Genomic DNA, 25,974 nt, shown 5'->3' on the forward strand with positions numbered 1-25,974 from the left:
CCCCCTCACAGCAGCGCCCCGCCCCACACCGTGCGCAGCACCGTGCCGAGCGAGTCCACGACATGCTCCGCACCCGCGGAACGCAGCCGCTTCGCGCGCCGCTCGTTCTGCCCGTACCCGAGGAACGCCACCCCTGCCGCGCGTGCGGCCAGGTAGTCCGCGGGGGCGTCGCCGATCATCAGCGTGGTGGCCGGGTCGGCGCCGAGCGAGTCGAGCGCCCGGTGCAGGCAGTCCGGGTCCGGCTTCAGGGAGCGGACGCGGTCGGTGCGGCGGCCGTGGACGTGCGCGCCGAAACAGCCGGCGACGCCACGCCCTTCGAGGTAGTGGCGGGCGGCCTCGGGGGCGTTGTTGGTGGCGACGGCGAGCCGCGCGCCGGTGGCGTGCCAGGTGCGGATCAGCCGGTCGACGTACGGCGTGGGGAACGCCCTGGCCGCGGCGTGCAGTTCCTCCGCGGTGAGCCGGGCCTCGAGAGCCGACTCGAGCGGGCTGCCGGGGCGGGCGCGGTGCACCGCGCGCAGGACGGCGTGCGGGTCGCCCGACTCCCGCTCCGCCTGGGTGAGCAAGCCGTCCTCGTGCTGCTCGGTGAGCCAGCCGACGAGGTTGTCCACGACGGTCTGGGCGTCGTGGTTCGCGTAGAGACGGCAGATCGGGCCGTCGAAGTCGAAGAGGACGTGCTCCGCGCGTGTGACCAAGTCCCGCATGTTCTCGATCACTTGACCCACCCGCTCGCTCTGCGCCGTTTCGGAAGTCATCTAAGAGAGTGTCAGGGTCCGGGCGATGGTGTTCCAGAGCGCGTCGAACCACTTCTGCGACTCGTTGACGAACGCCTCGTCGCGGTGGCCGGTGAGGTTCTCGAAGGAGAACAGCAGCGACTGCGTGCCGAGGGCGTCGTACATGTGCACCTTCTCGCTGCCGATCTCCTCCTCGCGCTTGGTGACCATGTAGTACGCGAGGAGGGCCTCGGAGCCGTTGAGCAGGTACAGCTTCATCGGTGGGGTGAACGGCAGCGCGCGGAACTCCACCTTGATGTCGATGCCGTGACTGGCGCGCAGGGCACGGAGGTTGTGGCGCAGGACCTGCCCCTGGGCGTTGCGCTGGGCGAGCCAGCGGCTGTGCACCGGGTCGTCCACCGTCGACGAGTCAGCCCCGGTGCCCGCCTCGTCCGGATCGCCGGCGGGTACGGGGAAGGCCAGGTTGATCCGGCTGCTGGGCAGCAGCACGCGCAGGGTGATCGACTCGGGGCGGAGGCGGCCCTCGTATATCAGGCGCAGTGGCTCGCTGAGGCCCATCATCAGGGTCTCGCTGGTCAGGCAGATCGCGTCGATGGTGATGTGCGGGACCTGGAAGGCGTCGACCATGCGCGGGGCGAGGCCGACCATCGTGGTCTGCGGTTCGTCGGCGGCCGGTGACGGCTCGGCGACCTGGGGCGGGCTGCCCTTGGAGACGTTCATGAGCAGGCCCTCGTTCGCGAGGATCGCCAGCGCCTGGCGCACCGCACCCCGCTCGACCCCGAACTCCTGCGCCAGCTTGGCCTGGGTCGGCATCCGGCTGCCCGCCGGCACGGCGCCGCTGCGGATCCGCTGACGCAACGTGTCGGCGATGTCCTTGTGCGAGGGCTTTCTGCCGTTCACCGCAACGCTCTCCTGGGTCACATGCCAACGCTACAACTGCCTGCCATCTAGCGGGAGTTGTTTGAAAGTTGTTTAGCCAAGCCGACCAAGTGGGGACAACCACAGTGTAGTTGGCTGCCAACTTCACCATCCTGGCGAAAGTTGCCAGCCATGTAACTCCTCCCCACCCGAAGGAGGAACCACCATGCCCGCCATTGCCGTACTGGGAGCCCTCTTCGTGATCGGCTTCGAACAGCTCATCGAGTCGCGGTACGGTCCCCTGGGGATCGTCGGAATGCTGCTCCTCAGCATCGGGATCAAGGCGAAGGACCCCACGTGCAGTTCGCTCGGCGCGGTCGTCCTCGCGGTCCTGCTCGCCGGACCCGCACTGGCCTGAACACCCGAGCGGCGCGGCCCGCCGCTCAGAACGTGTCCGGGCACCATGGCAGCCGGGACGTACGCAGCAAGGCGTCGGCAATGGCGGCGGCGCCCCTCCGTTCCTCCACCACCAGGCCGAGCGCGAGCAACCGCACCACGGACTCGCCGCCCAGCCACAGCGCACCCAACTCCCGTATGCCCAGGGAGAGTTCAGCAGCGTCACGGGTCGGCACACAGGACCCGCGGCCGTCCGGTCCGGCCTCCAGGCGGTACCGCCCGCCGGCCAGGCCGAGCCGGTCGTGCACCTCGACGACGAGGCTGCCCGGCACCGCGTACGTCCGCGCCTCCAGGGCCCGTACGACATCGAGGACCCGCACCCACAGCCAGTCCCCGAGCGTCACGATCCGGGCGGCGCGGGCATTCGGAAAGACATCCGGAATCAACGCGTCCGGAGCCCGCACTCCCGTGTGCACCCGCACGATCCAGTCGACCGAGCAGACGTACCGCCACAGCGCGAGCTCGGCGGCCGGGCTCGCGGCGATCAGGTCGCGCACGACGGCGGAGTTCAGCGGCTGCTTGCCGTCGCCCCACTTCTCGTCGCAGGTGTACGCGAGCAGGCCGTCCACCTCGCCCGACGCCGAGCGGTACACGGCGTAGAACGGTTCCTTCCACTCCATCCGGTCCAGGCGCAGCTCACCCGTCGCGACCTGCCACCACCGCGTGTCGCGCCCCACGGCTCCCGGTGTCGATCTCCGTACCCGCTCGAAGAGTTCGGGCCCCAGCTTGCGGACGTCGGCGCCGTCCACGAGGTCGATCCGGCCGCCGTCCCCCGGCTCCGCCCAGCGCGGGTCGAGCCCGGTGCGCTGCACGTCGATCTCCCACTCGGCGACCCGGGTGGCGGGCCCGAAGCCGTACCGCCCATAGATCGGGTACTCGGCGGAGATCAGCGTGGACACCACCTCGCCGCGCTCCTTCGCCGCCCCGAGATCCTCGGTGATCATGCGGCTGAGCAGGCCGCGGCGCCGATGCGTCGGAGACACCGTGACGCTCGATACGCCGCTGGACGCCACCTCGCCCCCACCGACCGCGGTCAGCCGCTGCGGGAACGAGCGGTACGTGGCCACACAGCGGCCGTCCTCGAAGGCGCCCCTGACCCGGTCGAGGGCGACGGACGATCTGCGGTCCTCGACCTCGCGCACGGAAGACGTCGGGGTGCGCAGGAACCCGGTGTTGAGGGCCCGCACCCAGTCGGGGAAGTCGGCCTCGGCGAGGAGGCGTACGTCTACGGCCATGAACTCACCGTAGGGCGGCCCGCACCCCGCACGTACTCAGGTATTTCCCCGACTTCTCCCCTACGAGCCCGGCGCCACGACGCCACGGACGGCCTCCCCGAGACGCCCCTGAACAGCCCCGCGCACGTCAAGAACACCGGGCGTCCCTCAGAACACCAGGCGCGGATCAGAACACCGCGCGCCCCGCAGAACCCCCACGCGCCTCAGAACGCCGCGCGTACCTCGCCGACCTCGCGGGCGCCGCCGAGCAGCGGTGCCGCGCCGATCCGGGCGATCACCGGAGCGTCCAGGCCGAGCAGGCCGAGCGCGCGGGCGAGGATCGGGCCGAGCGCGCGGCCCGAACCGTCGTCGACCTTGAAGGCCAGCGCGCGGCCGTCCGGCAGCGCCACCGCCTGCACCGCCTCGGCCCCCATCTTCGACAGGGCACCGGGCACCTCCCGCATCAGCCAGGTGTCCGGGCGGCGGGTGCCCGCCACGTACTCGGGGTGGGCCCGCATCGCGTCCGCGACCCGGCGCTCCGCCGAGCCCTCCTCCGCGAGCACGAAGTGCCGGAAGGCGCGGGCGAGACCGGTGAGGCTGATCGCCATGAGCGGGGCGCCGCAGCCGTCCGTACCGGTGGCGGCGACGGGCTCGCCCGCGGCCTCCTCGATCACCTCACGGACCAGCTGCTGCAGCGGATGGGACGGCTCCAGATACGAGTCCTGGGGCCAGCCGCGCTCGGCACAGACCGCGAGCATCGCGGCGTGCTTGCCGGAACAGTTCATCGTGACCCGCTCCCGCACCGCGCCCCCGGCCAGGTACGTCTCCGCCTCGGTGGGGTCGAGCGGCAGGTCGGGCGGGCACTGCAGGGCCGACTCGGCGAGGCCGAACTCGCCGATCATCGTGCGCACGAGATCGAGGTGGAAGGGCTCCCCGGAGTGGCTCGCGGAGGCAAGGGCGAGGCGCTCGCCGGAGAGTCCGAGACCGGCCCGCAGCACGGCCGCGGCCTGCATCGGCTTGTTCGCGGAGCGCGGGAAGACGGGAGCGGAGACATCGCCGATGGCCTGCTCCACAGTGCCGTCGGCGGCGAGGACGACCAGCGACCCCCGGTGCCGGCCCTCGACGAAACCGGAACGCACGACCTCGGCGAGGACCGGGGTTATCGCGGGCTGCGGGGCGGCGGAAACGGTAGCGGGTCGCGTCATCGTCGGTCTGGCCTTCCGGTGGTCCCGCTCCGGACCACCGGGGTGGCCGGTGGCTCAGGAGAGCAGGTCGTCTACTTGTGCTTCCCCTTCACGGTACCTGCGGGCGATCTCAGCACTGCAATCGTCGGCCGTACGCTGCAGCAGCTGGCGCCGCCGGGACACCTGCTGCTCGTACCGGACCAGGCGGCCCATCGCGGTGTGCAGCTCGTCGTCGGTGCGGGCGTCCAGGTCGGACAGCTCCACCTCGCCGAGCATCTCGGCGGCCAGGCTGCGGTACTCCTCGCCGTGCGGCGTACCGACCGTGACGTGCCGGGCCGACGAGCGGTGCCGCGAGGGCGTGTCCGTGAGGATCTCGGAGAGCCGAGCCACCATGTCCGGGTCGGGCGCCGGAGCGTCCGGGGCGCGGCGCCGGGCCAGCTCCGCCCGCAGGATGTCGATCCGCCCCTGGAGCAGGCGGCGCACATAGCTGAGGTCGGCCTCGTCCTGCTGTGAGGTGCGGCGCAGGGTCCGTACCTCGGGCAGCCGGAGCACCGCCAGGTTGTGCTCAGGAATCTCCGGCAGCCGGTCCCCGGTGCGCTGTGTGGGCGGGCGCCGCGTACCGGCACGCGCCTTGCGCGCCGTCGGTACGGGCCCCGGCGGCTGCCCCGCGGTGCTCGACGTGCTGTTCATGCTGATGACCGTCCCCTCGACCGGTGCGGCGCGCCAGTGACGCGCGGCTGCTCAGCAGAATGCCACCCTTCGCACCCGGGATGGGGCGGAGTGCACTCGTTCGGCCCCCAAATGGACGCAGCGCCACGGCAGTGCCCAGTTGGGGGCGCCGGACGGCCTGTTGGCATTACGTGGCAGATGAGGGAAACGGACTGCCACGGACTGCCACGGACTGTCGGGGAACTGGCCCCGGAGGTTGTCCACAGGGGGCGCGGGACGGTTCGGGACGGTTATCCACAGGGCGGCGGGGCCGGGGCCCGGACACGGCATCATGGACGGCATGCGAGCAGTGGTGCAGAGAGTGGACGGCGCGAGCGTCGTCGTGGACGACGAAGTGGTCGGCGAGATCAAGGGCGAGGGCCTGTGCGTCCTCGTCGGGGTCACGCACGACGACACCGAGGAGAAAGCGGCCCAACTGGCAAGGAAGCTCTGGTCGTTGCGGATCCTCGGCGACGAGAAGTCCTGCAGCGACATAGCGGCTCCGCTGCTTGTGATCAGCCAGTTCACCTTGTACGGGGACGCCCGCAAGGGCCGCCGCCCCACCTGGAACGCGGCGGCGCCCGGCCCGGTCGCCGAGCCCCTGGTGGACGAGGTGGTCGCCCAACTCCGGGCGCTCGGCGCGACGGTGGAGACGGGCCGGTTCGGGGCGCAGATGCGGGTGTCCCTGACGAACGACGGCCCGTTCACGGTGCTGCTGGAGATGTGAGGCCATAAGTGGAGACGGCGGAGCTCAGGGTTCGACGACGACTTCCTGCGCGGCCGCCGTCGTACCGACGAGGAGTGCGGCGTCGACCGGGATGTTCCGCTTGACCAGGGCGAGGGCGATCGGGCCCAGTTCGTGGTGGCGTGCGGAGGTCGTCACGAAGCCGATCTTGCGTCCCTCGGGTCCGTCGGAGGCGAGCCGGATCTCGGTGCCGTGGCCGGGCAGATGGACCTCGCTGCCGTCCAGGTGCAGAAAGACCAGGCGGCGCGGGGGCTTGCCCAGGTTGTGCACGCGGGCGACGGTCTCCTGGCCGCGGTAGCAGCCCTTCTGCAGGTGGACCGCGGTGCCGATCCAGCCCAGCTCGTGCGGGATGGTGCGGTGGTCGGTCTCGAAGCCGAGCCGCGGCCGGTGCGCCTCCACGCGCAGCGCCTCATGGGCGAGGATGCCGAGCGCCGGTCCGTGCTCCGCGGCGTACGCCTCCAGGTCGGCGCGGGGCAGGAACAGGTCCCGGCCGTGCGCGGTCTCGCGTACGGCGACGCCGTCCGGGGCCGGGGCGATGGAGCCGGCCGGAAGGTGCACGACCGCGAACTCCTCGGTGCGGTCGGCGACTTCGACGCGGTAGAAGAACTTCATCGACTCGAGGTACGCGAGCAGCGCTTCCGTGGTGCCCGGCTCGACGTGCGCCCAGACGGTGCTGCCGTCGTCGACGAGGTAGAGGGCGTGCTCGATGTGACCGTTGGCGGAGAGGATCAGCGCCTCGGTGGCCTGACCCACGGGCAGGTCGCTGACGTGCTGGGTGAGCAGCAGGTGCAGCCAGCTGAGGCGGTCGTCGCCGGTGACCGTGATGACGCCGCGGTGCGAGAGGTCCACGAGACCGGTGCCATCGGCGAGGGCACGCTGCTCGCGGTACAGCTCGCCGTAGTGCGCGGCGACACCTTCGTCGGCGCCTTCGGCGGGGACGGCACCGGGCAGGGACAGCAGGGGACTCTTCATATCCACTCAGACTACGACTCGGTAAGTGCCGGGCTTATTCCCCGGCCGAATCAGCGGCCGGCTCTGCGACCGTCTCAGCGGCCGACTCGGCGGTCCGCGTGCAGGTGCCGCACCGGCCGAAGATCGCGAAGTGCTTCATGTCGGTGTCGAAGTCGAAGGTGTCCCGGAGCTTCGCGGTGAACTCGGCGGCGATCTCGACATCGGCCTCGACGACGTCCGCGCAGTCCCGGCAGACGAGGTGAAGGTGATGGTGCCGGGCAGCGAGGTGGTACGTGGGCGCCCCGTGCCCCAGGTGGGTGTGGCTGACGAGGCCGAGCTCCTCCAGGAGCTCCAGGGTGCGGTACACCGTGGAGATGTTGACCCCGGAGGCGGTCCTGCGCACCTCGACGAGGATTTCGTCCGGAGTCGCGTGCTCCAGGGTGTCGACGGCTTCGAGGACAAGCTGTCGCTGCGGCGTCAGCCGGTAGCCGCGCTGCCTGAGGTCGCTCTTCCAGTCGGTGGTCACCACGCGTCAAGTGTAGGCGTGCCCGACCTGGGGTCCCCGTGCCGTACGCACTCGGACGCGGGCAGACACCAGCGGGGCCGGTCACCTGCGTACAGGTACCGGCCCCGGGGCTGCTCGAAAACCACGCCTACTGGAAGGCTGTGCCCACTCGAAAACTGCGCCTACTTGAAGGCTGCGTCTACTTGAGCTGTGCCTACTTGAAGAAGGCGATGCCGTCGTCCGGCAGATCGCCGAGGTTCCGGGCCATCTCGGCCACGTCCTCGGGCGAGACGACCTTCTTCAGCTGCGCCGACATGTACGGCCGCAGCGACACCTCGGGGGTCTGCTTCTCGCCGACCCACATCAGGTCACTCTTCACATAGCCGTAGAGCCGCTTGCCACCGCTGTACGGGCCGGAGGCCGCGGTGCGGGCGACGGCGTCCGTGGCCAGGTCGATCTGCGGCTTCTTGTCGGCCAGCTCGCCGTACCAGACCTCGACGACACCGTCGTCGCGGACCATCACGACCTCGACCTTGCGGTCCTTGCCGATGCGCCAGAAGCCGGACTCGGACTCAAGGGGCTTGACCTTGTTGCCCTCGTCGTCCAGCACCCAGGTGTGGGAGCGGTACTCGAGGAAGTCCCGCCCGTCGTGGGTGAAGCTGACCTCCTGGCCGAAGTTGCACTTCTCGCTGCCGGGGAAGTCGTGCACACCCGCACCGGCCCAGTTGCCGAGGAGGAAGGTGAGGGGCACGAGGTCCGGGTGAAGGTCGGACGGGATCTCGATCATGAGCTACTCAGGCGATCTGTGTCGGGGCGGAGGTCAGCGCTGACCCTGGTACAGCTTCTTCACGGTCAGTCCGGCGAACGCGAGAACGCCGACGCAGACCAGGACCAGCAGGGCTGAGAAGAATGCCTCAAGCACGGGGGTGCTCCTTGATGAGCGGTTAGCAGGACGGGGCCGCGCCCCAGCTTAGTCCGCCCGCCCTCGTCCTTCTCTGTGAGGTCGCCCGCCCCCCGCCCGGCCGGGCGGGGGGCGGGTACGGGGCTGCGCTGACCAGGTACGGGGCTACAGTTCCCGGCATGGCGAAGAAGCTCGTGATCAAGGTGACCGCCGGGGCCGACGCCCCCGAGCGCTGCTCCCAGGCCTTCACCGTGGCGGCGGTGGCCGCGGCCAGCGGGGTGGAGGTCTCGCTCTGGCTGACCGGCGAGTCGGCCTGGTTCGCGCTGCCGGGCCGGGCGGCGGAGTTCGAACTTCCGCACGCGGCGCCGCTGCCGGACCTGATCGAGTCGATCCAGGCGGCCGGCCTGATCACCCTGTGCACGCAGTGCGCGGCCCGGCGCGACATCACGGAGAAGGACGTCCTGGAGGGCGTACGCATCGCGGGCGCGCAGGTCTTCGTACAGGAAGCGATGGCGGACGACGCGCAGGCGCTCGTGTACTGAGCCGCGTACGGGCTGAGTGGTCAGTGGCGCCGCTTGCCGTCCAGCTCGTCCCACCACTCGTCGGACTTGGGGTCGCCGGAGGGGTCGTCCCACCAACGGTCGTCCGGGCCGCGGCGGTTGGCGACGATCGCGGCGAGCGGCGGGATGACCATGGCGACCACGCACATGCCGACGGCGACGGGGATCGACCAGAGGCGTACGACGGCCCACGCCAGGACGAAGAGGGCGATGCAGGTGCCCATCATGGCGAAGTAGACGTGCCGCCTTCGCGCGTACATACGTCCAGGGTAGAACTCCGCGTCGGCCCCGGACAGCGGCCGCGTACAGCCGTCCCGGGCAGTCCTCCCGGCAGCACGAGAGGCAGCCGTCCCGGCAGCACGAAAGCCGGAGGACCGCACCCGAGTCCTGGTAAGCGTCCAACCCCCAGGGGTGCGGCCCTCCGGCCGTAGTGAGCGCCGTCCGGCGCGCGCCGTCAGACGGCGATGGCGACCTCGGCGAGGCCTCCGGTCTGGGCGACGACCGTGCGGTCCGCCGTGCCACCGGGCACGAGGGCGCGCAGGGTCCAGGTGCCCTCGGCCGCGTAGAAGCGGAACTGGCCGGTCGCGGAGGTCGGGACCTCCGCGGTGAACTCGCCGGTCGAGTCGAGGAGCCGTACGTAACCGGTGACGGGCTCGCCGTCGCGGGTCACCTGGCCCTGGATGGTCGTCTCACCGGGCTTGATCGTCGAGGCGTCGGGGCCGCCTGCCTTTGCACCACACATAAGTCACTGTCCTCCGGGATCAGTTGGAGCCGAGCTCGATCGGGACGCCGACGAGGGAGCCGTACTCGGTCCACGAGCCGTCGTAGTTCTTGACGTTGTCGACACCGAGCAGCTCGTGCAGGACGAACCAGGTCAGGGCCGAGCGCTCACCGATGCGGCAGTACGCGATGGTGTCCTTGGCGAGGTCCACCTGCTCGTCGACGTAGAGCTGCTTGAGCTCGTCGTCCGACTTGAACGTGCCGTCGTCGTTGGCGTTCTTGGACCACGGGATGTTGCGGGCGCTCGGCACGTGGCCGGGGCGCTGCGACTGCTCCTGCGGGAGGTGGGCCGGGGCGAGCAGCTTGCCGCTGAACTCGTCGGGCGAGCGCACGTCGACGAGGTTCTCGGTGTTGATCGCCTTGACCACGTCGTCGCGGAAGGCGCGGATCGCGGTGTTCTGCGGCTTGGCCTTGTACTCGGTGGCGGGGCGGCTCGGCACCTCGGCGACCAGGTCGCGGGAGTCCAGCTCCCACTTCTTGCGGCCGCCGTCGAGAAGCTTGACGCCGTCGTGGCCGTAGAGCTTGAAGTACCAGTAGGCGTACGAGGCGAACCAGTTGTTGTTGCCGCCGTAGAGGACGACGGTGTCGTCGTTGGCGATGCCGCGCTCGGAGAGCAGCTTCTCGAAGCCGGCCTGGTCGATGAAGTCACGGCGGACCGGGTCCTGCAGGTCCTGCTGCCAGTCGACCTTGATGGCGTTCTTGATGTGGTTCTTGTCGTACGCCGACGCGTCTTCGTCGACCTCGACGATGACGACCTTCGGGTTGTCGAGGTTGGCCTCGACCCAGTCGGCGTCTACCAGGACGTCGCTGCGGCTCATGCTGTTCTCCTCCGGGGCAGTTGCGGCGGGGTGGTGCGTGAGGGGGCTCGTGGGTACGCGGCGACAGCGCGGCGTACGCGACACGGGGTGGCCCGGCGGACGCCCGGAAGGCGTCAAAGGGCCCGGGGAATACGGGAGTTGAACGTCCCGCTCAGAAGGAGCGACAGAGCATGGCGGCGACGCGGCACAGGTCTACTGCCCGCCGCTTCGTGAGGTCCGCCTGTCGCTTCATGTGACCGATCGTAGGGAGGGAGCGGCGGCCGTGTCACCGGCGTGTCGTATTTTGAGACACGATCGTCCGTATCCTGATATGCGAACCGCCCCGGCCCCCGCGCGAGCGGGTTCCGGGGCGGCTGTATCGCCCATCACATCTACGTTCCGGACGGGATCGTCTCGCACTGCGGACTTATCACCGTCGGCACCCGGAGTCTCACCGAGCGTGGCGCTGGGTGCGGCTCGGGGTACGGCTCGGGGCGCGGGTCAGGATGTGGGTCCGGGTGCGGGCTATCCGGCGAGCTTCACCTGCGAGCCCGTCACGGTGATCTCGACGCCGTCGCCGCGCGCCTCGACCTTGTCGAGCTCGATACCCGCGGGCAGCCCGTCGATCACCTGCTGGAAGTCGGTGATCTGCCGCAACCGCTGCTCGGCCACCGGGACCGCGCCGAGCTTCGGCAGCTTGTCGGCGCTGACCTGCACGGTCTTACCGCCCTCGACCTTCGCCGAGCTCACCACCTCGACCGGCTCCGGCAGGGTCTGGCCGAGCACGGTCGCCTCGACGGCCACCTTGATCTTGCCGTTGCCCCCGTCGGAGAGGCCGACCACCTTCGCGGTGACACCGGGAGCGACCTCGACCGGTTCGACCTTGGCGGCCTTGAGCAGTTCGTCGTACCCGATCCGCGCGGAGCCGGTGGCCTCGGCGGCGGTCGCGGAGCTGTAGTCGGAGGAGAAGGCCACCCCGAGCATCCGCGCGTTCAGCTCGGCGATGCGGACCTTGCCACCGCCGTTCGACGCCTCCAGGTCGTCGATGCCGATCTCCACGTCGTCGAGCTCGCCGCCAAGGACCTGGGTCAGGAACGGGAAGCCCTTGATCGACACCTCCGGGTCCTTCTCAAGGCCCTCGCTGCTGCGCAGCTGTTCGGCGACCTTGTCCTCGGCGAAGCCGACGGCGACCCGGTCGGCCGCCACGAAGAGGCCCCCAAGGACCACGGCGATGATCAGGACTATTCGCAGTGCACGCATGGTTCGGTGCTTCCCCCCACTGAATTACCCCCACTGGTACGGACGTTCCGCGAGCCTAAACGACCGGTCCCCCGCCGCGGTTCCAGGTGGGAGGCGCGACGGGGGACCTGTCGAAGGGCTGTGACGATCGGGGCGTAAGGGTCAGCCGACGACACGTCCGAGCAGGTACAGCGCGGGCACCGCCGCGGTGAGCGGCAGCGCCACCCCGGCCGTCATGTGCACGAAGCGCGACGGGTAGTCGTAGCTCGCCACCCGCAGGCCGACCAGGGCACCCACGCCCGCGCCGGCGCCGAGCAGCGCGCCCGCGGCGCCGATGGCCGTCAGGCCGCCCACCGCGATGCCCGCGCCCGCGGCGGCGAGCAGCGCCACCACGACGGAGACCGGGCCGGACAGCGGCAGCACGCGGGCGATCACGGCGACACCGACGGCGACCGCGCCGACCGTGACCGCCTCCGGGTCGGCGGCGAGAGCGCCCGCCGCGAGGATCGTGAGCGCGGCCGACGAGACCGTCGCCATCAGGCCGTACATCCGCTCGTCCGCGCCCGCGTGGCTGCGGAGTTGGAGGACGAGGGTGAGCAGCACCCAGACGCCGCCGGTGCCGAGGATCGCGGCGGGCGCGTGCTCCCGGCCGACGGTCAGCACCACCGCGTCGGCGGCCACACCGCCGAGGAAGGCGAGCGCGATGCCCTGGCGCGCGGGCCACATGCCGTTCAGCCGGAACCAGCCCGCCGCCGTCAGCGCCTGCAGCAGGAGCAGCGGCACCAGGAGTCCGTACGCCCCGAGGGCCGCGCCGCCCGCGAGCAGCAGGGCGAGCAGGGCGGTGAGCCCGGCGGGCTTGAGGCCGGGGGCGATGATCGGTGAACGCCCTTCGAGCCGGGCCCGCTGGGCGTACGTGAGCCGCGCCTCCCCGTCGTTCGGGGCCGCAGCGGCCGCCGGTGCGGACGTGCCGCCCGACCCGGCCTGCTGACCTTGCTGCCCCTGCTCGAACTGCTGGGCCTGGTGGGCCTGGTGGGCCTGGTGGGCCTGGTGGGCTTCCGGTGACTGAGGTGACTGGGGCGTCTGCGGCGGCAGGTACGCGGTGTCCGCGGCGGCCTGCTGCGGCTGTCCGTACCCGGTCTCCCAGGACTGGCCCTGGAAGGTCTGGGTCCGGCCCGGCTCCTCGTACCCCCCGCCCTGCGGCCACTGCGCGGCCTGCTGCTGCGGCTGTTGATACGGGTCGTACGACTGCTCGTACGGCTCATACGGCTGCTGACTCATCGCGTGCGGCTCACCCTCCTGCGAACGGCGGGAGCACCTCGACCGTGCCGCCCTCGGCAAGCGCCACCGTCTCATGGGCGCGGGTGCCCACGGGGTCACCGTCGACCAGGAACGAGCATCGCTGCAGGACCCGGACGAGTTCGCCGGGGTGTCGCTCGCGTACGGCGTCCAGCGCCTCGGCGAGCGTCCCCGCGGCGTAGGGCTCGTGGGCGATTCCGGCGGCGGACTTGGCGGCCGCCCAGTAGCGGATCGTGCCGTTGGCCATGGCGGGCGCTCCTTTCGTTGTCTACCGCCCCAGTATCCGTGCTCGGCGCGGCGGCTCGGGACGCCTGTGGATAACCCGGCGGGACGGTGCGGAACCCCGGCCGTTCAGGACACCGACCAGCGGGCGATGCGGTCGAGCAGCGCGTCGTCGGCCGCGTGCTCCGCGTGCCCCATCCCCGGCTCCAGCCAGAGCTCGGCACCGCCGGCCGCGGCGTCGGCCAGCATCCGAGGGTGGTCGACCGGAAAGTACGGGTCCCGGTCGCCGTGCACGATCAGGAGCGGGGTCGGAGCGATCAGCGGGACCGACTCGACCGGCGAGAGCGGCACCGGGTCCCAGTCGCGGTGATGGATACGGGTATGCAGCACATGGCGCCCCACGACCCGGCCGGCGGGGCGGGTGACCAGCCAGTGCAGGCGGCGCATCGGTGCCGTGCCGCGGTAGTACCAGCGCGCCGGGGCGCTCACCGCGACGACCGCGTCGGCGTGCGCGTCCGTGCGCCCCTCGCCCTCCCGATCCGTACGGCCCTCCTCCGGCGCCCGGTACAGCGCCGCCTGCCGCAGCACCACGGAGCCGCCCATGGAGAAACCGACCGTCACCACGCGCGCGTGCCCGAGCTCCCGTGCCCAGGTCACCGCCGCCGTCAGGTCGAGCACCTCGCGGTCACCCACCGTGGACCGTCCGCCGGAGCGCCCGTGCCCCCTGAAGGTGAACGTGACCACGCTCGCGTGCCGGGCGAAAACCTCCGCCGCGCGGCGTACGTGCGGCCGTTCCAGGTCCCCGGTGAAGCCGTGCGCGATCACCACCGCGGGGCCCTCGGCACCACGCGGACCAGGCTCGTAGAACGCGTCCACGGAGACCCCGTCGACGGTCCTCAGGGTGGTACGGAGCGTGCCGCCGGGGCCGCTCTCCGTGTCCGTCGTGCGCGGTCGGCGCGGAGTAGTTCGCGTCACACGCCCTGCCGGTCGGGTGCTCATGTGGGCTATTCTCCTAGGCGAAGGACCTGGGCAGCGCAGCCCCCGGGTCCTTTCGTGCTTTCACGACCGGTTCGCGAGGACCGGACGAGGAGCGCGGCGGGACCCAGGGCGCGGGTGCCGCACCAGCTCCACCGGTTGTGCGTGTTCGAAGCAGTGTCACAACTCCCCCATCGCCTCGAATGGCGTGGGAGATGCCCCCAGCGCAGGGACCGAGGAGGAACCGACGTAATGGGCGAGCAATACGTGCACGACAGTCACCCGACCCGGGCAGGTGGGTCGCGATGAGCTCTCTGCTGCTCCTGACCAACGCCCTTCAGCCGTCGACGGAGGTGCTCCCCGCTCTCGGTCTGCTGCTGCACAACGTGCGCGTGGCCCCCGCCGAGGGCCCCGCACTCGTCGACACCCCTGGTGCCGACGTCATCATGATCGACGGCCGCCGTGACCTGCCGCAGGTCCGCAGCCTCTGCCAGTTGCTCCGGTCCACCGGACCCGGCAGCCCGCTGATCCTGGTCGTCACCGAGGGCGGCCTCGCGGCCGTCACCGCCGACTGGGGCGTCGACGACGTACTCCTGGACACCGCGGGACCGGCCGAGGTCGAGGCCCGGCTGCGGCTCGCGATGGGCCGCAAGGAGATCACCGGCGACGACTCCCCCATGGAGATCCGCAACGGCGACCTCTCCGTGGACGAGGCGACGTACAGCGCGAAGCTCAAGGGCCGGGTGCTCGACCTGACCTTCAAGGAGTTCGAGCTCCTGAAGTACCTGGCGCAGCACCCCGGCCGGGTCTTCACGCGCGCGCAGTTGCTCCAGGAGGTCTGGGGCTACGACTACTTCGGCGGTACGCGGACCGTGGACGTCCATGTGCGACGCCTGCGCGCCAAGCTGGGCCCTGAGCACGAGTCGCTGATCGGCACCGTGCGCAATGTGGGCTACCGCTTCGTGACGCCGGAGAAGGTCGACCGGGCGGCCGACCGGGAGAAGGCGACGGAGGCGCGGCCCAAGCCGGAGGGATCCGGGGGGAGGGATGCGGCTTCTGCGGCATCTGTCACCCGGAAGGGCGTGGAAGTGCCGGTGGAAGCCGGTACGCGACCTGCAAAGAGTTAGCTCTCCACGCGTAGACTTCGTGCGTGGCCAAGGTGACGCGGGACGACGTTGCACGACTTGCGGGTACTTCGACCGCGGTCGTCAGTTACGTCATCAACAACGGACCCCGGCCGGTCGCCCCGGCCACGCGCGAGCGCGTTCTCGCCGCGATCAAGGAACTGGGGTACCGGCCCGACCGGGTCGCCCAGGCCATGGCGTCGCGGCGGACCGACCTCATAGGCATGATCGTGCCGGACGCGCGCCAACCGTTCTTCGCGGAGATGGCGCACGCTGTCGAACAGGCCGCCGCCGAGCGCGGAAAGATGGTCCTCGTCGGCAATTCCGACTACCTCGACGAGCGCGAGGTGCACTATCTGCGGGCCTTCCTCGGGATGCGGGTCTCCGGGCTGATCCTGGTCAGCCAGGGGCCGAGTGAGCACGCCGCCGCCGAGATCGACGCCTGGGACGCGCGCGTGGTGCTGCTGCACCGGCGCCCGGAGGCCATCGAGGACGTAGCGGTCGTCACCGACGATGTCGGTGGCGCCCAGCTCACCACCCGCCACCTCCTGGAACACGGCCACGCGTACGTCGCCTGCCTCGGCATCACCGAGACGACGCCCACCATCGGTGACCCGGTGGCCGACCACGTCGAGGGCTGGCGGCGGGCCATGGGCGAGGCCGGTCTCGCCACCGAGGGCCGCCTCTTCCAGGCGCCGTACAACCGCTATGACGCGTACAACGTCGCGCTCGGCATCCTCTCCGCGCCCGACCGCCCCACCGCCATCGTGTGCGCCACCGACGACCAGGCCATCGGCGTGCTGCGGGCCGCCCGTGAGCTGCGTATCGATGTGCCGGGCGAGCTGGCCGTCGCCGGGTTCGACGACGTGAAGGAGGCGGCGCTCACCGATCCGCCGCTCACCACGGTCGCCTCGGACCGGCCCGCCATGGCGCGGGCCGCGGTGGACCTGCTGCTCGACGATTCGCTGCGGGTCGCCGGATCGCGCCGGGAGCGGCTGCGCCTCTTCCCGTCCCGGCTCGTCGTCCGGCAGTCCTGCGGCTGCGCCTGAGCGACCGCTCCCCCCCCCGCTGCTCCCCCGCTTTATTTCGGGCATACGCACTTCTGTCGGGCTTCTCAGGGCGTACTCAGACGGTTCTCATACGGGCTGTCGAAGCTCTGAGACATGACCGAAAGTTTTCGCCGCAGCGGCGACCACCCCGAGCAGCAGCACTCCGAGCAGTACCCGTCCTACGCGGGCCCCTACTCGGACCCCTACGGCACCTATCCGCCGCCGCCTCCGTACGCCCCCGCCCAGCACGCGGCGCCGCGGCGGGCGAAGGGGCCGGTCGCGCTGCTCGCCGCCGTGGCGCTCGGGGCCGCGGCGGTCGGCGGGGGCACGGCGTTCGCGGCGCAGGAGCTGTGGGGCAAGACCGCTTCCGCGTCGACCGGGGTGAACGGCACCAACGCCGCCGCGGGCAGCAAGGGCAGCGTCAGCGGGGTCGCGAACGCGGTGAGCGACAGCATCGTGGAGATCCAGGCCGACACCGCCTCCGGGCAGTCCACCGGCTCCGGCGTGATCATCGCGTCCGACGGCGAGATCGTCACCAACAACCACGTCGTCTCCGGCGCCTCCACGGTCAAGGTGCGCACCAACGACGGCAAGAGCTACACCGCCGAGGTCGTCGGCACCGACTCCGCCAAGGACCTGGCGTTGATCAAGCTGCGCGGCGCGTCCGGGCTCAAGGCGGCCACGCTCGGCGACTCGGAGCAGGTGAACGTCGGCGACCAGGTCGTCGCCATCGGCTCCCCCGAGGGCCTCACCGGCACCGTCACCAGCGGCATCGTCTCCGCCAAGGACCGCGACGTGACCGTGTCCAGGGACGGCGGGCAGGACCAGGAGCAGGGCGGGCAGGGGCAGGACGGCGGCGGGCAGTGGCCGTTCGAGTTCGAGGGGCGGCAGTTCAACGGCGACACCGGCTCGTCGAAGACCACGTACAAGGCGCTGCAGACCGACGCCTCGCTCAATCCGGGCAACTCCGGTGGCGCGCTCATCGACATGAACGGCCGGATCATCGGCATCAACTCCGCGATGTACGCGCCGAGTTCGGGCAGCGGGTCCAGCTCGGGCAGTGTCGGGCTCGGGTTCGCCATCCCGGTCGACACGGTCAAGGCCGACCTCGCGAAGCTGCGCGCCGGCTCCACGGACTGACCCGGCCGCGCAGCGGAGGAGGTACGCCATGTCCCGTACGACGCGTCCGGTCGCCGTTCCGGTGAACCGGGTCCGGCACGCCGTGGCCGGGGTGATCGGCTGGGGGGAGAGTCGCGCCCCCGAAACACCCGTCGCCGCAGGTGGGGACGGGCGGAAGACGCGGCGCGAAGGGTTTTCCACAGGCCGCCGCACGGGGTTTTCCACAGGCCGAGGCAAGCGTCGCGACTCCGTGCGACGCTGACGGCACGACACCGGAAGACCACGTGCAGACCCTTGAGGACCCGACACCGATGAGCCCCACCGAAGGCGACACCCAGCGCATCCTGATCGTCGACGACGAGCCCGCCGTGCGCGAGGCGCTGCAGCGCAGCCTCGCGTTCGAGGGGTATGCCACGGACGTGGCCGCGGACGGACTCGAAGCCGTCGAGAAGGCCGCGTCCGGCGACCCCGACCTGATCGTGCTCGACATCCAGATGCCCCGTATGGACGGCCTGACCGCGGCCCGCAGACTGCGCGCGACCGGCTCCACCACACCGATCCTGATGCTCACGGCCCGCGACACGGTCGGCGACCGGGTCACCGGCCTGGACGCTGGGGCCGACGACTACCTGGTCAAGCCCTTCGAGCTGGACGAGTTGTTCGCCCGCATCCGGGCGCTCCTGCGCCGTAGTTCGTACGCGGCGGCCCTGCTCGGCGAGCAGGGCGGTGCGGACACGGATGTCCTGGAGTTCGGCGACCTGCGGATGAACCTGGCGACGCGGGAAGTGGCGCGCGGCGGGCGGCGGGTCGAGCTGACCCGGACCGAGTTCACGCTCCTGGAGTTGTTCCTGGCCCACCCGCGCCAGGTCCTCACCCGCGAGCAGATCCTGAAGGCCGTCTGGGGCTTCGCCTTCGAGCCGAGCTCCAACTCCCTTGATGTGTACGTGATGTACCTCCGCCGCAAGACCGAGGCGGGTGGCGAGCCGCGTCTCGTGCACACCGTGCGGGGCGTGGGGTACGTCCTGCGGGCGGGCGGCGCGGAGTGAACGCAGCCGTGCGGCGCTTCCGCTCGCTCCCACTCCGGTCCCGGCTCGCGCTGCTCGTTGCCATGGCGGTCGCGGTGGCGGTGGCGGCGAGCGCGGGCGCGTGCTGGTTCCTCGTACGGGACACGTTGTACAACTCCCTGGACGACACGCTCCGGCAGAACCGGGTCGACGGTGACCTGGTGGCCGAGATGGCGCAGCGCGGCGAGTGCAAGGCGTCCGGGCCGACCGTCGTCTACCCCGACCCCGGTTCACGCGTGCTGAAGCTGAGCATCCAGGTGGTCGACCCGCAGGGCAAGCGGTGTGTGATCGGCGGCGAACCGCTCAAGGTGACCGAGGACGACACGGCGGTCGCGGACGGCCGCAGCAGCGAGAGCGCGCACGACGCGAAGACCGCCGACGGCACCGACTACCGCGTCATCACCTACCCGTTGGAGCACTACACGGGCGCCGTGACCGTAGGCCGTCCGCTCGCCGAGGTGCACGCCACGCTCGGCAACCTGACCCTGCTGCTCGCCCTGGTCGCCGGGGTCGGAGTCGTCGGGGCCGGCGCGGCGGGACTGTGGGTGGCCCGCACCGGACTGCGCCCCGTCGACGAGCTCACCGGGGCCGTCGAGCATGTGGCCGTCACCGAGGACCTGACCGTGCGCATCCCCGCCGAGGGGGACGACGAGATCGCCCGCCTGTCGAGGTCGTTCAACGCGATGACGGCGGCCCTGGCCAGTTCGCAGGAGCGGCAGGCGCAGCTCATCGCGGACGCGGGCCACGAACTGCGCACACCGCTGACGTCGTTGCGTACGAACATCGAGTTGCTCGCCCGCAGCGACGAGACCGGCCGGGCCATCCCGCCCGACGACCGCAAGGCGCTGCTCGCCTCGGTCAAGGCCCAGATGACCGAACTGGCCGCGCTGATCGGGGACTTGCAGGAGCTGTCCAGACCGGACACCGGGCCCGCGAAGGTGCAGGTGGTCGCGTTGCACACGGCGGTGCGCACCGCCATCGACCGGGCCCGGCTGCGGGGCCCCGAGCTGACGATCACGGCGGAACTCGCACCGTGGTACGTCCGGGCGGAGCCGCCCGCGCTCGAACGGGCCATCGTGAACGTCCTCGACAACGCGGTGAAGTTCAGCCCGCCGGGCGGCACGGTGAATGTCGTCCTCGACCGGGGCGAGCTGACGGTGCGGGACCGGGGGCCGGGCATCCCGGAGGACGAACTCCCGCATGTCTTCGACCGGTTCTGGAGATCGCCTTCGGCGCGGAGCCTGCCGGGTTCGGGGCTCGGCCTCTCGATCGTGGCGCGGACGGTGCAGCACTGCGGGGGTGAGGTGTCGCTGCGGCAGGCGGTGGACGGAGGTCCGGGGACGGTGGCGGTGATCCGGCTGCCGGGCGCACCGACGCCGCCGCCGGGAGATCCGACGGCGGCGGCGTAAGCCCTGGCCGGGCCCGGTTGGAGGGCTCCCTAGCCGTCGACCCGTACGTCACCGACGAAGGCCGTCCACGCGCCCGCCGGGATCAACAGCGCTGGACCCTCAGGGCACTTGCTGTCGCGGACCGGGACCACGCCGGGGTAACCGTCGGCGACCTCGATGCAGTTGTTGGCTCCGCCGTCGCTGTACGAGGACTTGCGCCACACGGCGTTGCTGAGGTCGAGGGTGCCGGTCATGAGCGGTGCTCCTCGACGAACGCCGCCCACGCGCCCGCCGGGATCAACAGCGCCGGGCCCCCGGGGACCTTGCTGTCGCGGACCGGGACGACACCGGGGTAACCGTCGGCGACCTCGATGCAGTTGTCGTCCCCGCCCGCGCTGTACGACGACTTGCGCCACACGGCGTTGCTGAGGTCGAGGGTGTTCTTCATGCTCGGTGCTCCTCTATGACGTCCCGAATGAACGCGAGCGAGTCCGACGGGGACAGCGCCAGGTCTCTGAGCCGATCGTAGGACAGGCGATAGTTCAGAACACTGTCGTTGTCCTCGATCAGCACGCCATTGCTGTTGCCTTCCACGTAGACAACACCGCTTCCGTCCTCCTGCCACAGCAACGTGAGTGATTCGCGCATGTGGTGGTGGAACCCCGCCCGGAAGGGGAGCACTTGGATCACGATGTTCGGCCACTGAGCTGCGGCCTCAATGTGCCGGAGCTGATCCCCCCAGACCTCCGCGCACGCCACCGGGCGCCTTAAGGCGTACTCGTCGATGATGACGCGGACGTAGGGCCGGGGCTCCTGGTTCAGCAACTGCTGTCGGCCGAGCCGGGCCGCCACTTGCTCCTCGACCCACCCTTCCGGTTCGCGTGTTGCCTGGGGCCCAGACAACACCTCCTGGGCGAAGCCTTCGGTCTGCAACAGCCCCGGAACACTGGGCGTGTACTTCCACATGACCCGGGCCGTTTCTTCCAGGTCCATGAACCCCTTGAACTCGTCCTTGAAAACCTCCCGCCTAGCCGCCCTCCAGCGCGAAACCAGCAGGTCACCGGCCCCGTAATAGCGGTCGAGTTCCTCCATCACGGCCAGTTTCGAGAAGCGTTGCCCGGACTCCAGGCGCGACAGATAGCTCTTGTCGTAGGTCGTGTCCTCGGCCAGCTTGCCGAGCGTTATCCCGGACTTCTCGCGCAGATACCTGAGGGTCCGCGCCAGCGTGTCGCGCCCGGACTCCCCCTCCACACCCGGAATTTCAGCCATTACTCACCCTCTCCGTTGCCTGCGTTGCCTGCTGTTGCCTGTTGTTGCCCCTTGCGCAGGCAACAGCGAACCCCTGTTGCAGCGTATGCCGGAGGCGTAATCATCGAGACACGAACGGTGATCACCGCTCGCCGCACATCCCCCTGCCTGGAGTCTCGCCGTGGTTCAACGCGCCCTTTTGCTCTGCCTGTTACTCGTACTGAGCCTGTTCCTGCCCGCGCGGGGGCGGCACCGCGCCGGGGGCGCCCCCGTCGAGCGCCGTGCGCGCCGGCGGATGGAGCTTCGGCTCGCGGTGCTCGGGTTCGACATGGGGCCGCGTCGGATCCACGGAGCGGAGGTGGGGCGGCGGTGAGCAGTGCCAACCTGCGTTTGCTGCCGTGGAGTTCGGCTGACGGGAAGCCCTGTTACCTCAGTACGGACGACCCGCTCAGCACCCTCAGTCGACTGGCGGACGACCTCGAAGAGGAACAACTGACGTGCGGCGAGGACGTATTGGAAGGGGCTGCCGCCGTGCTTGCCGACCCCGTGGCCGGGGAGCGCGCGGTGCGGTTCGCGCTCTCCCAGGCCGTCGCGTCGCTGCGTGAGGTGCTGCGGGTCGCGGTCAGTCGGGGAGGTCGGATCGAATCAGGCGCCGTTGTGCCGGATCAGGGAATCGACCAGGCCTGACCTCGTGTTCGGGTAGTCCATCGGCACGATGCCGAGACCCCGCCACCCCGCGCCCTCGGCCGAGTCCAGCAAGTCGTGGACCTGCGGGTTCAGACGGTCCGCGTTCCACCTCGGCGGCAACCCCGCAGCCGTACTGACGAAGTTGATGTAGAACGGGCCCGGTTCCGTGGCCGCCTTGCGGAAGTGGGCCTCGATCTTGGGCCACTTGGCGAACGGCTCCGCCATGTACTCGTCCTGGAGGGAGAAGACGGACGTGTCGCCCCAGCGGACCCCACCCGGCAGGCCGCCGTTGTCCGCGATCAGGACGACCTTGCCGCGCGCCTGCCCGAGCGAAGGCAGCGCGTCCCCGATGGCGAAGAGGGAGCGCCAGCCGCGTACGTCCAGGTAGTCCGTGAAGACCGCGCCGAACTCGGCGTCGGCCACCTCCGAGTACTCCTGCTTGACCCGCATGAGAACCGTCTCGGAGGGGTGCGCGGCGAGGAAGTCGCGGCAGGCGATCAGGACGTCGCCGAACATCAACTCCTGGTAGGACGCGCCGTGATGGATGGCGAAGGAGCCGTCGATGGCGCGGCAGCGTACGTCGAGGAAGCGGATGCCGGAAGCCAGTTGCTCCGCGATGGTGGTGTTCTGGCACTCGGTCCACGGGCCGCCGAAGCGCGCCCCCGAGTCATGCGTACCCGGAATCGTCAGTGAGCTGAGCGCGGCACCGTCGCCCAGACCCGCCATCCAGTCCTGGGTGCCCAGGGTGGTGGCGGGCCGGGCGTGTGCGGTTGCCGTTCCCGCGTAGGTGAAAAGTCCGGCGGCGGAGAGGGCCGCCGCTCCGGTGAGGAATCCCCGTCGGTCCATGGTCATGACAGAGAGCGAAGCACAGGGGACGGGTGGGGCGACAGATACGTAAGTGCCAAATGCGGGACGGGAGTTGGAGACACCCTTACTTGTCGAACCTCAACCCCTCACCCGCCAGCCGCACCCGGATCCCCTCCTTCTCCACCTTCACGTCGCGCAGCCGTACGTCGCCCGCGTCGCCCGGCAGCTTCGGGAGCTGGAAGCCGAGGGAGAGGCGGTCGGCGAGGGCGGGGCGGGTGAGTTCGGAGAGGCCGTCGAGGAGGGCCGGGTCGAGGCCGAGCTTCTTCAGGAGCCAGGGGTGCTCCATCGCCACATCGATCAGGTTGATCTTCATGAGGTTCTTCACGAAGCGCGGGGAGCCGGTGAGTTCGGCGAGTTTGCGCTCGTTGTGGAGCGCCGCGCGGACCACGGAGTCGGGTACGCCGAGGCGCTCGACGACCGCGTCCACCGCGAAGAGTGCCTTGACCTTCTCGGTCTCGCGGCGCAGATCGGCCACCGACTTGCGGCTCAGGTGCAGGCCCTGGCTCGGTCCGGTGCCGGGCCGGTACGTGGCCAGGTCACCGATGTCGAGGCGCATGTTGCCGATGCGGGTGGAGATGCCGCGCTCGCCGCTGCGCTGGATCCGGGCCTCGGCGGCGACCCGCAGGTCGTGCCCGGCGACCGGCAGGGTGCCGCGCGCGATCACCCGGTCGTGGCCGTCGGCGGTGAACGTGACTTGGGAGGCGCCGAGTTCACGGTTCAGGTCGTCGAAGGAGAGCAGCACCTCGCCGTCCATGGCGCCGATCTCGGCACCCTTGAAGTCGAGCAGGCCGCCCTTGATCTTCACGTCGGTCGCGGTGGTGGACACCTTGGCCAGGGAGATCCGGTCGGCGGCCACGTCCGGCACGGTGACGCGGACGGTGTCCAGGCGCTCGTCGACGGCCTGGGTGAGGAAGGGGAAGCCCTCGATGTCGACCTCGGGCGCGGCGCTGAGGTGCATCGCTTCCTTGAGCTTCTCGGCCGACTCGTGCTCGGTGTAGAGCAGCGCCCAGCGGTCACCGAGGCCGAGGAAGGCCGTGGCCACCAGGAGCAGGACCACGATCTTGGCCGCGATGGGCAGGCCCGCGAAGCGGTTGCGCTTGCGACGGCTGCCGCGGCGGTGATTCGGCGGTGACCAGTCCTCGTCGTCGCCGGGGTCGTCCTCGCGCAGGAACTCGTCGAGCGGGCTGCCCGCCAGGGCGGCCAGTTCCTCGTACGGGTTGCCCTGCGGCGGAGTATCCATTTCCTCCCGGAAGGAGGTGTGGTCGGGGTGTTCGGGGTGACGCGTGGTTATGCGGTGGGGGGTGGTACGCATCGGCTCATCTGACCATGCGCGCCGCCCCCCGCCGCAAGTCCCTACTCCCAGTAAGGGCGGAAATGCGTCACATCTCTTTCACGAACCACTTACTGACCACTTACTGACCAGGTGTTGAGTTGCTCACTTCACGACGGTAATGCGGTCGGCCTTCGGCGGCGCGATCGGCTTGTCCGCCGAGGAGTTGGCGGTCAGGTAGTCGTTGAACGCCTTCAGGTCGTCGCTGCCGACGACCGGGTTGGTGCCCTTGCCCAGCTCGGTGAAGCCGTCGCCGCCGCCCGCGAGGAACGCGTTCATCGCGACCCGGTAGGTGGCGGTCTTGTCGATGGCCTTGCCGTTCAGCTTGACCGAGTCGGCCACGACCCGGTCCGCGCCCGACTTGGTCATGTCGAGCGTGTAGGTGACGCCGTCCGAGACCTGAAGGATCTTCGGGGACGCCTCGTTCGGGCCGCTGACCTGCTGCTGAAGCGCGGTGATCAGCTGGGCGCCGGTGAGGTCGACCAGGTTCACGGTGTTGCTGAACGGCTGCACGGTGAACGCCTCGCCGTACGTCACCACCCCGTCGCCCTCGCTGCCGCTCGCCTTGTGCACCAGGTCGGAGCGGATGCCGCCGGGGTTCATCAGGGCGAGTACGGCCTTGTCGTCCAGGGACTTGGCGTGCGCGAGCTGCGCGTCCGCGATCAGGTCGCCGAGCGGCTGCTCGGGCGTGCCCGCGCCACGACCCGGGATGTCACCGGAGATGTACCCGACGGGCTGCTCCGCGATCGGCGCGGCCAGCTTGTTCCAGCGCTCGATCAGCGAGGTCATGTCGGCGGCCTTCGCACCGTCCCGCTTCACCACCCGGTTCGCGGACTCCACGCCCGTACGCACGATGTCCTTGGTCTTGCGGTCGTACGTGAGCGTGGTGTCCGTGAACAGCTTCCCGTACGAGGAAGCCGAGGTGACCAGGCGCGGCTTGCCCGCCGGGTCCGGGATGCTGCACACGTACGCCTGGTGGGTGTGGCCGGTGACGAAGGCGTCCACCTTGGGGCTGACGCCCTTGGCGATCTCGCTGATCGGACCGGAGACACCGTCGCCGGGACCGGGGCTGTCACAGTCGTAGTTGTACGCCTGCGAGGCCGGCTCGCCGCCCTCGTGGACGAGCGCGACGATCGACTTCACGCCCTGCTTGTCCAGCTCCTTGGCGTACTTGTCGATCGTCTTGATCTCGTCGTGGAACTTCAGGCCCTTGATGCCCTCGGCGGAGACGATGTCGGGGGTGCCCTCCAGGGTGAGGCCGATGAAGCCGATCTTCACCCCGTTCTTCTTCCACACGGTGTACGGCGTGAGGATCGGCTTGTCCGTCTTCTCGTCCGTCACGTTCGCGGCGAGATACGGGAACTTGGCGCCCTCGAAGACCTTGCCGTCCTCGTAGCAGCCGTCCTTGGGGTGGCAGCCACCCTTCTGTATCCGCTCCAGCTCCGCCCGGCCCTCGTCGAACTCGTGGTTGCCGACGCTGCTGGCGTCCAGGTCGAGCTTGTTGAGCGCCTCCACGGTGGGCTCGTCATGGAAAAGGCCGGAGAGCAGCGGGGACGCGCCGATCAGGTCACCGGCGGCGACGGTCGCGCTGTACCGCTCACCCTTGCGCGCCTCGCGCAGCGCCGTGGCGAGGTACTCGACCCCGCCCGCGTCGATCTTCTTCTCAGTGCCGTCCTGCTGACGCTCGGTCACCTGGCCCGAGGAGCCCGCGGGCGGCTGCAGGTTGCCGTGCAGGTCGTTGAAGGAGAGGAGCTGCACATCGACCGTGCGCCCGCCCCGCCCGGCGTCCTGCTTCCCCTCGGCTCCCGCGGGCAGCGCCGCCACCATTGCGGCGGTGGCACCGAGCGCCGCGACGCCCACCAGCAACCGGCCCCCGATTCGGCGCCGTTGTGCTCCGACTGACATCAGATCCCCCTTCAGGTCCGCACGATGCGAGCCGCAGCCTAGAGTCAACGCGCGTAGCGCAACAGGGGGTA

The 25,974-nt window shown here is 70.4% G+C and carries 31 protein-coding genes; 9 read left to right on the plus strand and 22 right to left on the minus strand.

Translation table 11 applies throughout. The annotated features are described in order from the left end of the window. Nucleotides 1-5: 5 nt before the first annotated feature. Nucleotides 6-752 carry an HAD family hydrolase gene (locus GUY60_RS02445; RefSeq protein ID WP_161693236.1) on the minus strand — a complete coding sequence of 249 codons (747 nt, stop codon included), beginning with the start codon at nt 750-752 and terminating at the stop codon, nt 6-8. Further along, nucleotides 753-1,631, minus strand: a complete 879-nt coding sequence (locus GUY60_RS02450; protein ID WP_161693238.1) for a GntR family transcriptional regulator — start codon at nt 1,629-1,631, stop codon at nt 753-755. A 184-nt stretch (nt 1,632-1,815) separates the two neighbouring features. On the opposite strand from GUY60_RS02450, the gene GUY60_RS02455 reads away from it, so the two are divergent. Beyond that, nucleotides 1,816-2,007 (plus strand): hypothetical protein, encoded by a 192-nt coding sequence (locus tag GUY60_RS02455; RefSeq protein ID WP_161693240.1) that lies wholly within the window; start codon nt 1,816-1,818, stop codon nt 2,005-2,007. A gap of 25 nt (nt 2,008-2,032) precedes the next feature. Here the strand turns inward: GUY60_RS02455 and GUY60_RS02460 are convergent, their stop codons facing one another. The 3 genes from GUY60_RS02460 to GUY60_RS02470 form a co-directional block, all read right to left on the minus strand. After that, on the minus strand, nt 2,033-3,280 hold the full coding sequence (locus GUY60_RS02460) for a GNAT family N-acetyltransferase (protein WP_161693242.1): 1,248 nt from the start codon (nt 3,278-3,280) through the stop codon (nt 2,033-2,035). A gap of 203 nt (nt 3,281-3,483) precedes the next feature. Beyond that, a complete protein-coding gene (locus tag GUY60_RS02465) occupies nt 3,484-4,464 on the minus strand; it encodes an asparaginase (RefSeq protein ID WP_161693244.1) in 981 nt (326 codons plus the stop codon). A gap of 54 nt (nt 4,465-4,518) precedes the next feature. Further along, nucleotides 4,519-5,133: an RsiG family protein gene (locus GUY60_RS02470; protein ID WP_161693246.1), complete on the minus strand. Its 615-nt coding sequence runs from the start codon at nt 5,131-5,133 to the stop codon at nt 4,519-4,521. Nucleotides 5,134-5,452: 319 nt separating this feature from the next. Between GUY60_RS02470 and dtd the strand changes: the two genes are divergently transcribed. After that, on the plus strand, nt 5,453-5,878 hold the full coding sequence (gene dtd, locus GUY60_RS02475; protein WP_161693248.1) for a D-aminoacyl-tRNA deacylase: 426 nt from the start codon (nt 5,453-5,455) through the stop codon (nt 5,876-5,878). Nucleotides 5,879-5,902: 24 nt separating this feature from the next. Here the strand turns inward: dtd and ygfZ are convergent, their stop codons facing one another. From ygfZ to GUY60_RS02490, 3 genes are all read right to left on the minus strand, one after another. Next, nucleotides 5,903-6,868 carry a CAF17-like 4Fe-4S cluster assembly/insertion protein YgfZ gene (gene ygfZ / locus GUY60_RS02480; protein WP_161693250.1) on the minus strand — a complete coding sequence of 322 codons (966 nt, stop codon included), beginning with the start codon at nt 6,866-6,868 and terminating at the stop codon, nt 5,903-5,905. Between the two features lie 34 nt (nt 6,869-6,902). Continuing rightward, nucleotides 6,903-7,376 (minus strand): Fur family transcriptional regulator, encoded by a 474-nt coding sequence (locus tag GUY60_RS02485; protein WP_161693252.1) that lies wholly within the window; start codon nt 7,374-7,376, stop codon nt 6,903-6,905. A 190-nt stretch (nt 7,377-7,566) separates the two neighbouring features. After that, nucleotides 7,567-8,139, minus strand: coding sequence for a heme-binding beta-barrel domain-containing protein (locus GUY60_RS02490; RefSeq protein ID WP_161693254.1), 573 nt, complete (start codon nt 8,137-8,139; stop codon nt 7,567-7,569). Nucleotides 8,140-8,432: 293 nt separating this feature from the next. On the opposite strand from GUY60_RS02490, the gene GUY60_RS02500 reads away from it, so the two are divergent. After that, nucleotides 8,433-8,795 (plus strand): DsrE family protein, encoded by a 363-nt coding sequence (locus GUY60_RS02500; protein WP_161693255.1) that lies wholly within the window; start codon nt 8,433-8,435, stop codon nt 8,793-8,795. A gap of 20 nt (nt 8,796-8,815) precedes the next feature. Here GUY60_RS02500 and GUY60_RS02505 read toward each other — a convergent pair whose 3' ends face one another. From GUY60_RS02505 to GUY60_RS02535, 8 genes are all read right to left on the minus strand, one after another. Further along, entirely contained in the window at nt 8,816-9,073 is a 258-nt protein-coding gene (locus GUY60_RS02505; protein WP_161693257.1) for a DUF3099 domain-containing protein, read from the minus strand. Nucleotides 9,074-9,267: 194 nt separating this feature from the next. After that, nucleotides 9,268-9,555, minus strand: coding sequence for a DUF1416 domain-containing protein (locus tag GUY60_RS02510; RefSeq protein ID WP_127832476.1), 288 nt, complete (start codon nt 9,553-9,555; stop codon nt 9,268-9,270). A gap of 19 nt (nt 9,556-9,574) precedes the next feature. Continuing rightward, nucleotides 9,575-10,411 (minus strand): sulfurtransferase, encoded by an 837-nt coding sequence (locus GUY60_RS02515; RefSeq protein ID WP_161693259.1) that lies wholly within the window; start codon nt 10,409-10,411, stop codon nt 9,575-9,577. 151 nt (nt 10,412-10,562) lie between these two features. Next, nucleotides 10,563-10,643, minus strand: coding sequence for a putative leader peptide (locus tag GUY60_RS39870; protein ID WP_351515640.1), 81 nt, complete (start codon nt 10,641-10,643; stop codon nt 10,563-10,565). Nucleotides 10,644-10,915: 272 nt separating this feature from the next. Then, nucleotides 10,916-11,650 (minus strand): LmeA family phospholipid-binding protein, encoded by a 735-nt coding sequence (locus GUY60_RS02520; protein ID WP_161693261.1) that lies wholly within the window; start codon nt 11,648-11,650, stop codon nt 10,916-10,918. A gap of 141 nt (nt 11,651-11,791) precedes the next feature. After that, nucleotides 11,792-12,907 carry a hypothetical protein gene (locus GUY60_RS02525; RefSeq protein ID WP_312866155.1) on the minus strand — a complete coding sequence of 372 codons (1,116 nt, stop codon included), beginning with the start codon at nt 12,905-12,907 and terminating at the stop codon, nt 11,792-11,794. A gap of 10 nt (nt 12,908-12,917) precedes the next feature. Beyond that, nucleotides 12,918-13,172 carry a MoaD/ThiS family protein gene (locus GUY60_RS02530; RefSeq protein ID WP_161693265.1) on the minus strand — a complete coding sequence of 85 codons (255 nt, stop codon included), beginning with the start codon at nt 13,170-13,172 and terminating at the stop codon, nt 12,918-12,920. 104 nt (nt 13,173-13,276) lie between these two features. Beyond that, nucleotides 13,277-14,146 (minus strand): alpha/beta hydrolase, encoded by an 870-nt coding sequence (locus tag GUY60_RS02535; RefSeq protein ID WP_161693267.1) that lies wholly within the window; start codon nt 14,144-14,146, stop codon nt 13,277-13,279. 281 nt (nt 14,147-14,427) lie between these two features. Here GUY60_RS02535 and GUY60_RS02540 point away from each other — a divergent pair, with 281 nt between their 5' ends. The 5 genes from GUY60_RS02540 (at nt 14,428) to GUY60_RS02560 (ending at nt 19,887) form a co-directional block, all read left to right on the plus strand. Further along, on the plus strand, nt 14,428-15,249 hold the full coding sequence (locus tag GUY60_RS02540) for a winged helix-turn-helix transcriptional regulator (protein WP_161693269.1): 822 nt from the start codon (nt 14,428-14,430) through the stop codon (nt 15,247-15,249). A gap of 23 nt (nt 15,250-15,272) precedes the next feature. Continuing rightward, complete coding sequence (locus GUY60_RS02545; RefSeq protein ID WP_161693270.1) at nt 15,273-16,295, plus strand: LacI family DNA-binding transcriptional regulator; 1,023 nt, start codon at nt 15,273-15,275, stop codon at nt 16,293-16,295. Between the two features lie 114 nt (nt 16,296-16,409). Beyond that, nucleotides 16,410-17,435, plus strand: coding sequence for a S1C family serine protease (locus GUY60_RS02550; protein WP_161693272.1), 1,026 nt, complete (start codon nt 16,410-16,412; stop codon nt 17,433-17,435). Between the two features lie 290 nt (nt 17,436-17,725). Further along, nucleotides 17,726-18,460 carry a response regulator transcription factor gene (locus GUY60_RS02555; protein ID WP_161693274.1) on the plus strand — a complete coding sequence of 245 codons (735 nt, stop codon included), beginning with the start codon at nt 17,726-17,728 and terminating at the stop codon, nt 18,458-18,460. Further along, nucleotides 18,457-19,887, plus strand: coding sequence for a sensor histidine kinase (locus GUY60_RS02560; protein ID WP_376771144.1), 1,431 nt, complete (start codon nt 18,457-18,459; stop codon nt 19,885-19,887). Before GUY60_RS02555 ends, GUY60_RS02560 begins: the two co-directional genes overlap by 4 nt. 29 nt (nt 19,888-19,916) lie before the next feature. Here GUY60_RS02560 and GUY60_RS02565 read toward each other — a convergent pair whose 3' ends face one another. Genes GUY60_RS02565 through GUY60_RS02575 form a run of 3 tightly spaced genes read right to left on the minus strand, consistent with a single transcriptional unit; the run spans nt 19,917 to nt 21,135 of the window. Continuing rightward, nucleotides 19,917-20,120 carry a DUF397 domain-containing protein gene (locus GUY60_RS02565; RefSeq protein ID WP_161693276.1) on the minus strand — a complete coding sequence of 68 codons (204 nt, stop codon included), beginning with the start codon at nt 20,118-20,120 and terminating at the stop codon, nt 19,917-19,919. Next, entirely contained in the window at nt 20,117-20,314 is a 198-nt protein-coding gene (locus tag GUY60_RS02570; protein ID WP_161693278.1) for a DUF397 domain-containing protein, read from the minus strand. The genes GUY60_RS02565 and GUY60_RS02570 overlap by 4 nt, the downstream gene beginning before the upstream one ends. After that, nucleotides 20,311-21,135 carry a helix-turn-helix domain-containing protein gene (locus tag GUY60_RS02575; RefSeq protein ID WP_161693280.1) on the minus strand — a complete coding sequence of 275 codons (825 nt, stop codon included), beginning with the start codon at nt 21,133-21,135 and terminating at the stop codon, nt 20,311-20,313. The genes GUY60_RS02570 and GUY60_RS02575 overlap by 4 nt, the downstream gene beginning before the upstream one ends. 348 nt (nt 21,136-21,483) lie before the next feature. On the opposite strand from GUY60_RS02575, the gene GUY60_RS02580 reads away from it, so the two are divergent. Next, nucleotides 21,484-21,801 (plus strand): sulfatase, encoded by a 318-nt coding sequence (locus GUY60_RS02580; RefSeq protein WP_161693282.1) that lies wholly within the window; start codon nt 21,484-21,486, stop codon nt 21,799-21,801. Here the strand turns inward: GUY60_RS02580 and GUY60_RS02585 are convergent. The 3 genes from GUY60_RS02585 to GUY60_RS02595 form a co-directional block, all read right to left on the minus strand. After that, nucleotides 21,760-22,653 (minus strand): phosphatidylinositol-specific phospholipase C, encoded by an 894-nt coding sequence (locus GUY60_RS02585; protein WP_161693284.1) that lies wholly within the window; start codon nt 22,651-22,653, stop codon nt 21,760-21,762. The two genes, GUY60_RS02580 and GUY60_RS02585, sit on opposite strands and share 42 nt — an antisense overlap. A 79-nt stretch (nt 22,654-22,732) precedes the next feature. After that, entirely contained in the window at nt 22,733-23,980 is a 1,248-nt protein-coding gene (locus tag GUY60_RS02590; protein WP_161693286.1) for an LmeA family phospholipid-binding protein, read from the minus strand. 123 nt (nt 23,981-24,103) lie between these two features. Beyond that, nucleotides 24,104-25,903 (minus strand): bifunctional metallophosphatase/5'-nucleotidase, encoded by a 1,800-nt coding sequence (locus GUY60_RS02595; protein WP_161693288.1) that lies wholly within the window; start codon nt 25,901-25,903, stop codon nt 24,104-24,106. Nucleotides 25,904-25,974: the final 71 nt, after the last annotated feature.

It is taken from the genome of Streptomyces boluensis (assembly GCF_009908195.1).
Classification (GTDB): domain Bacteria; phylum Actinomycetota; class Actinomycetes; order Streptomycetales; family Streptomycetaceae; genus Streptomyces; species Streptomyces boluensis.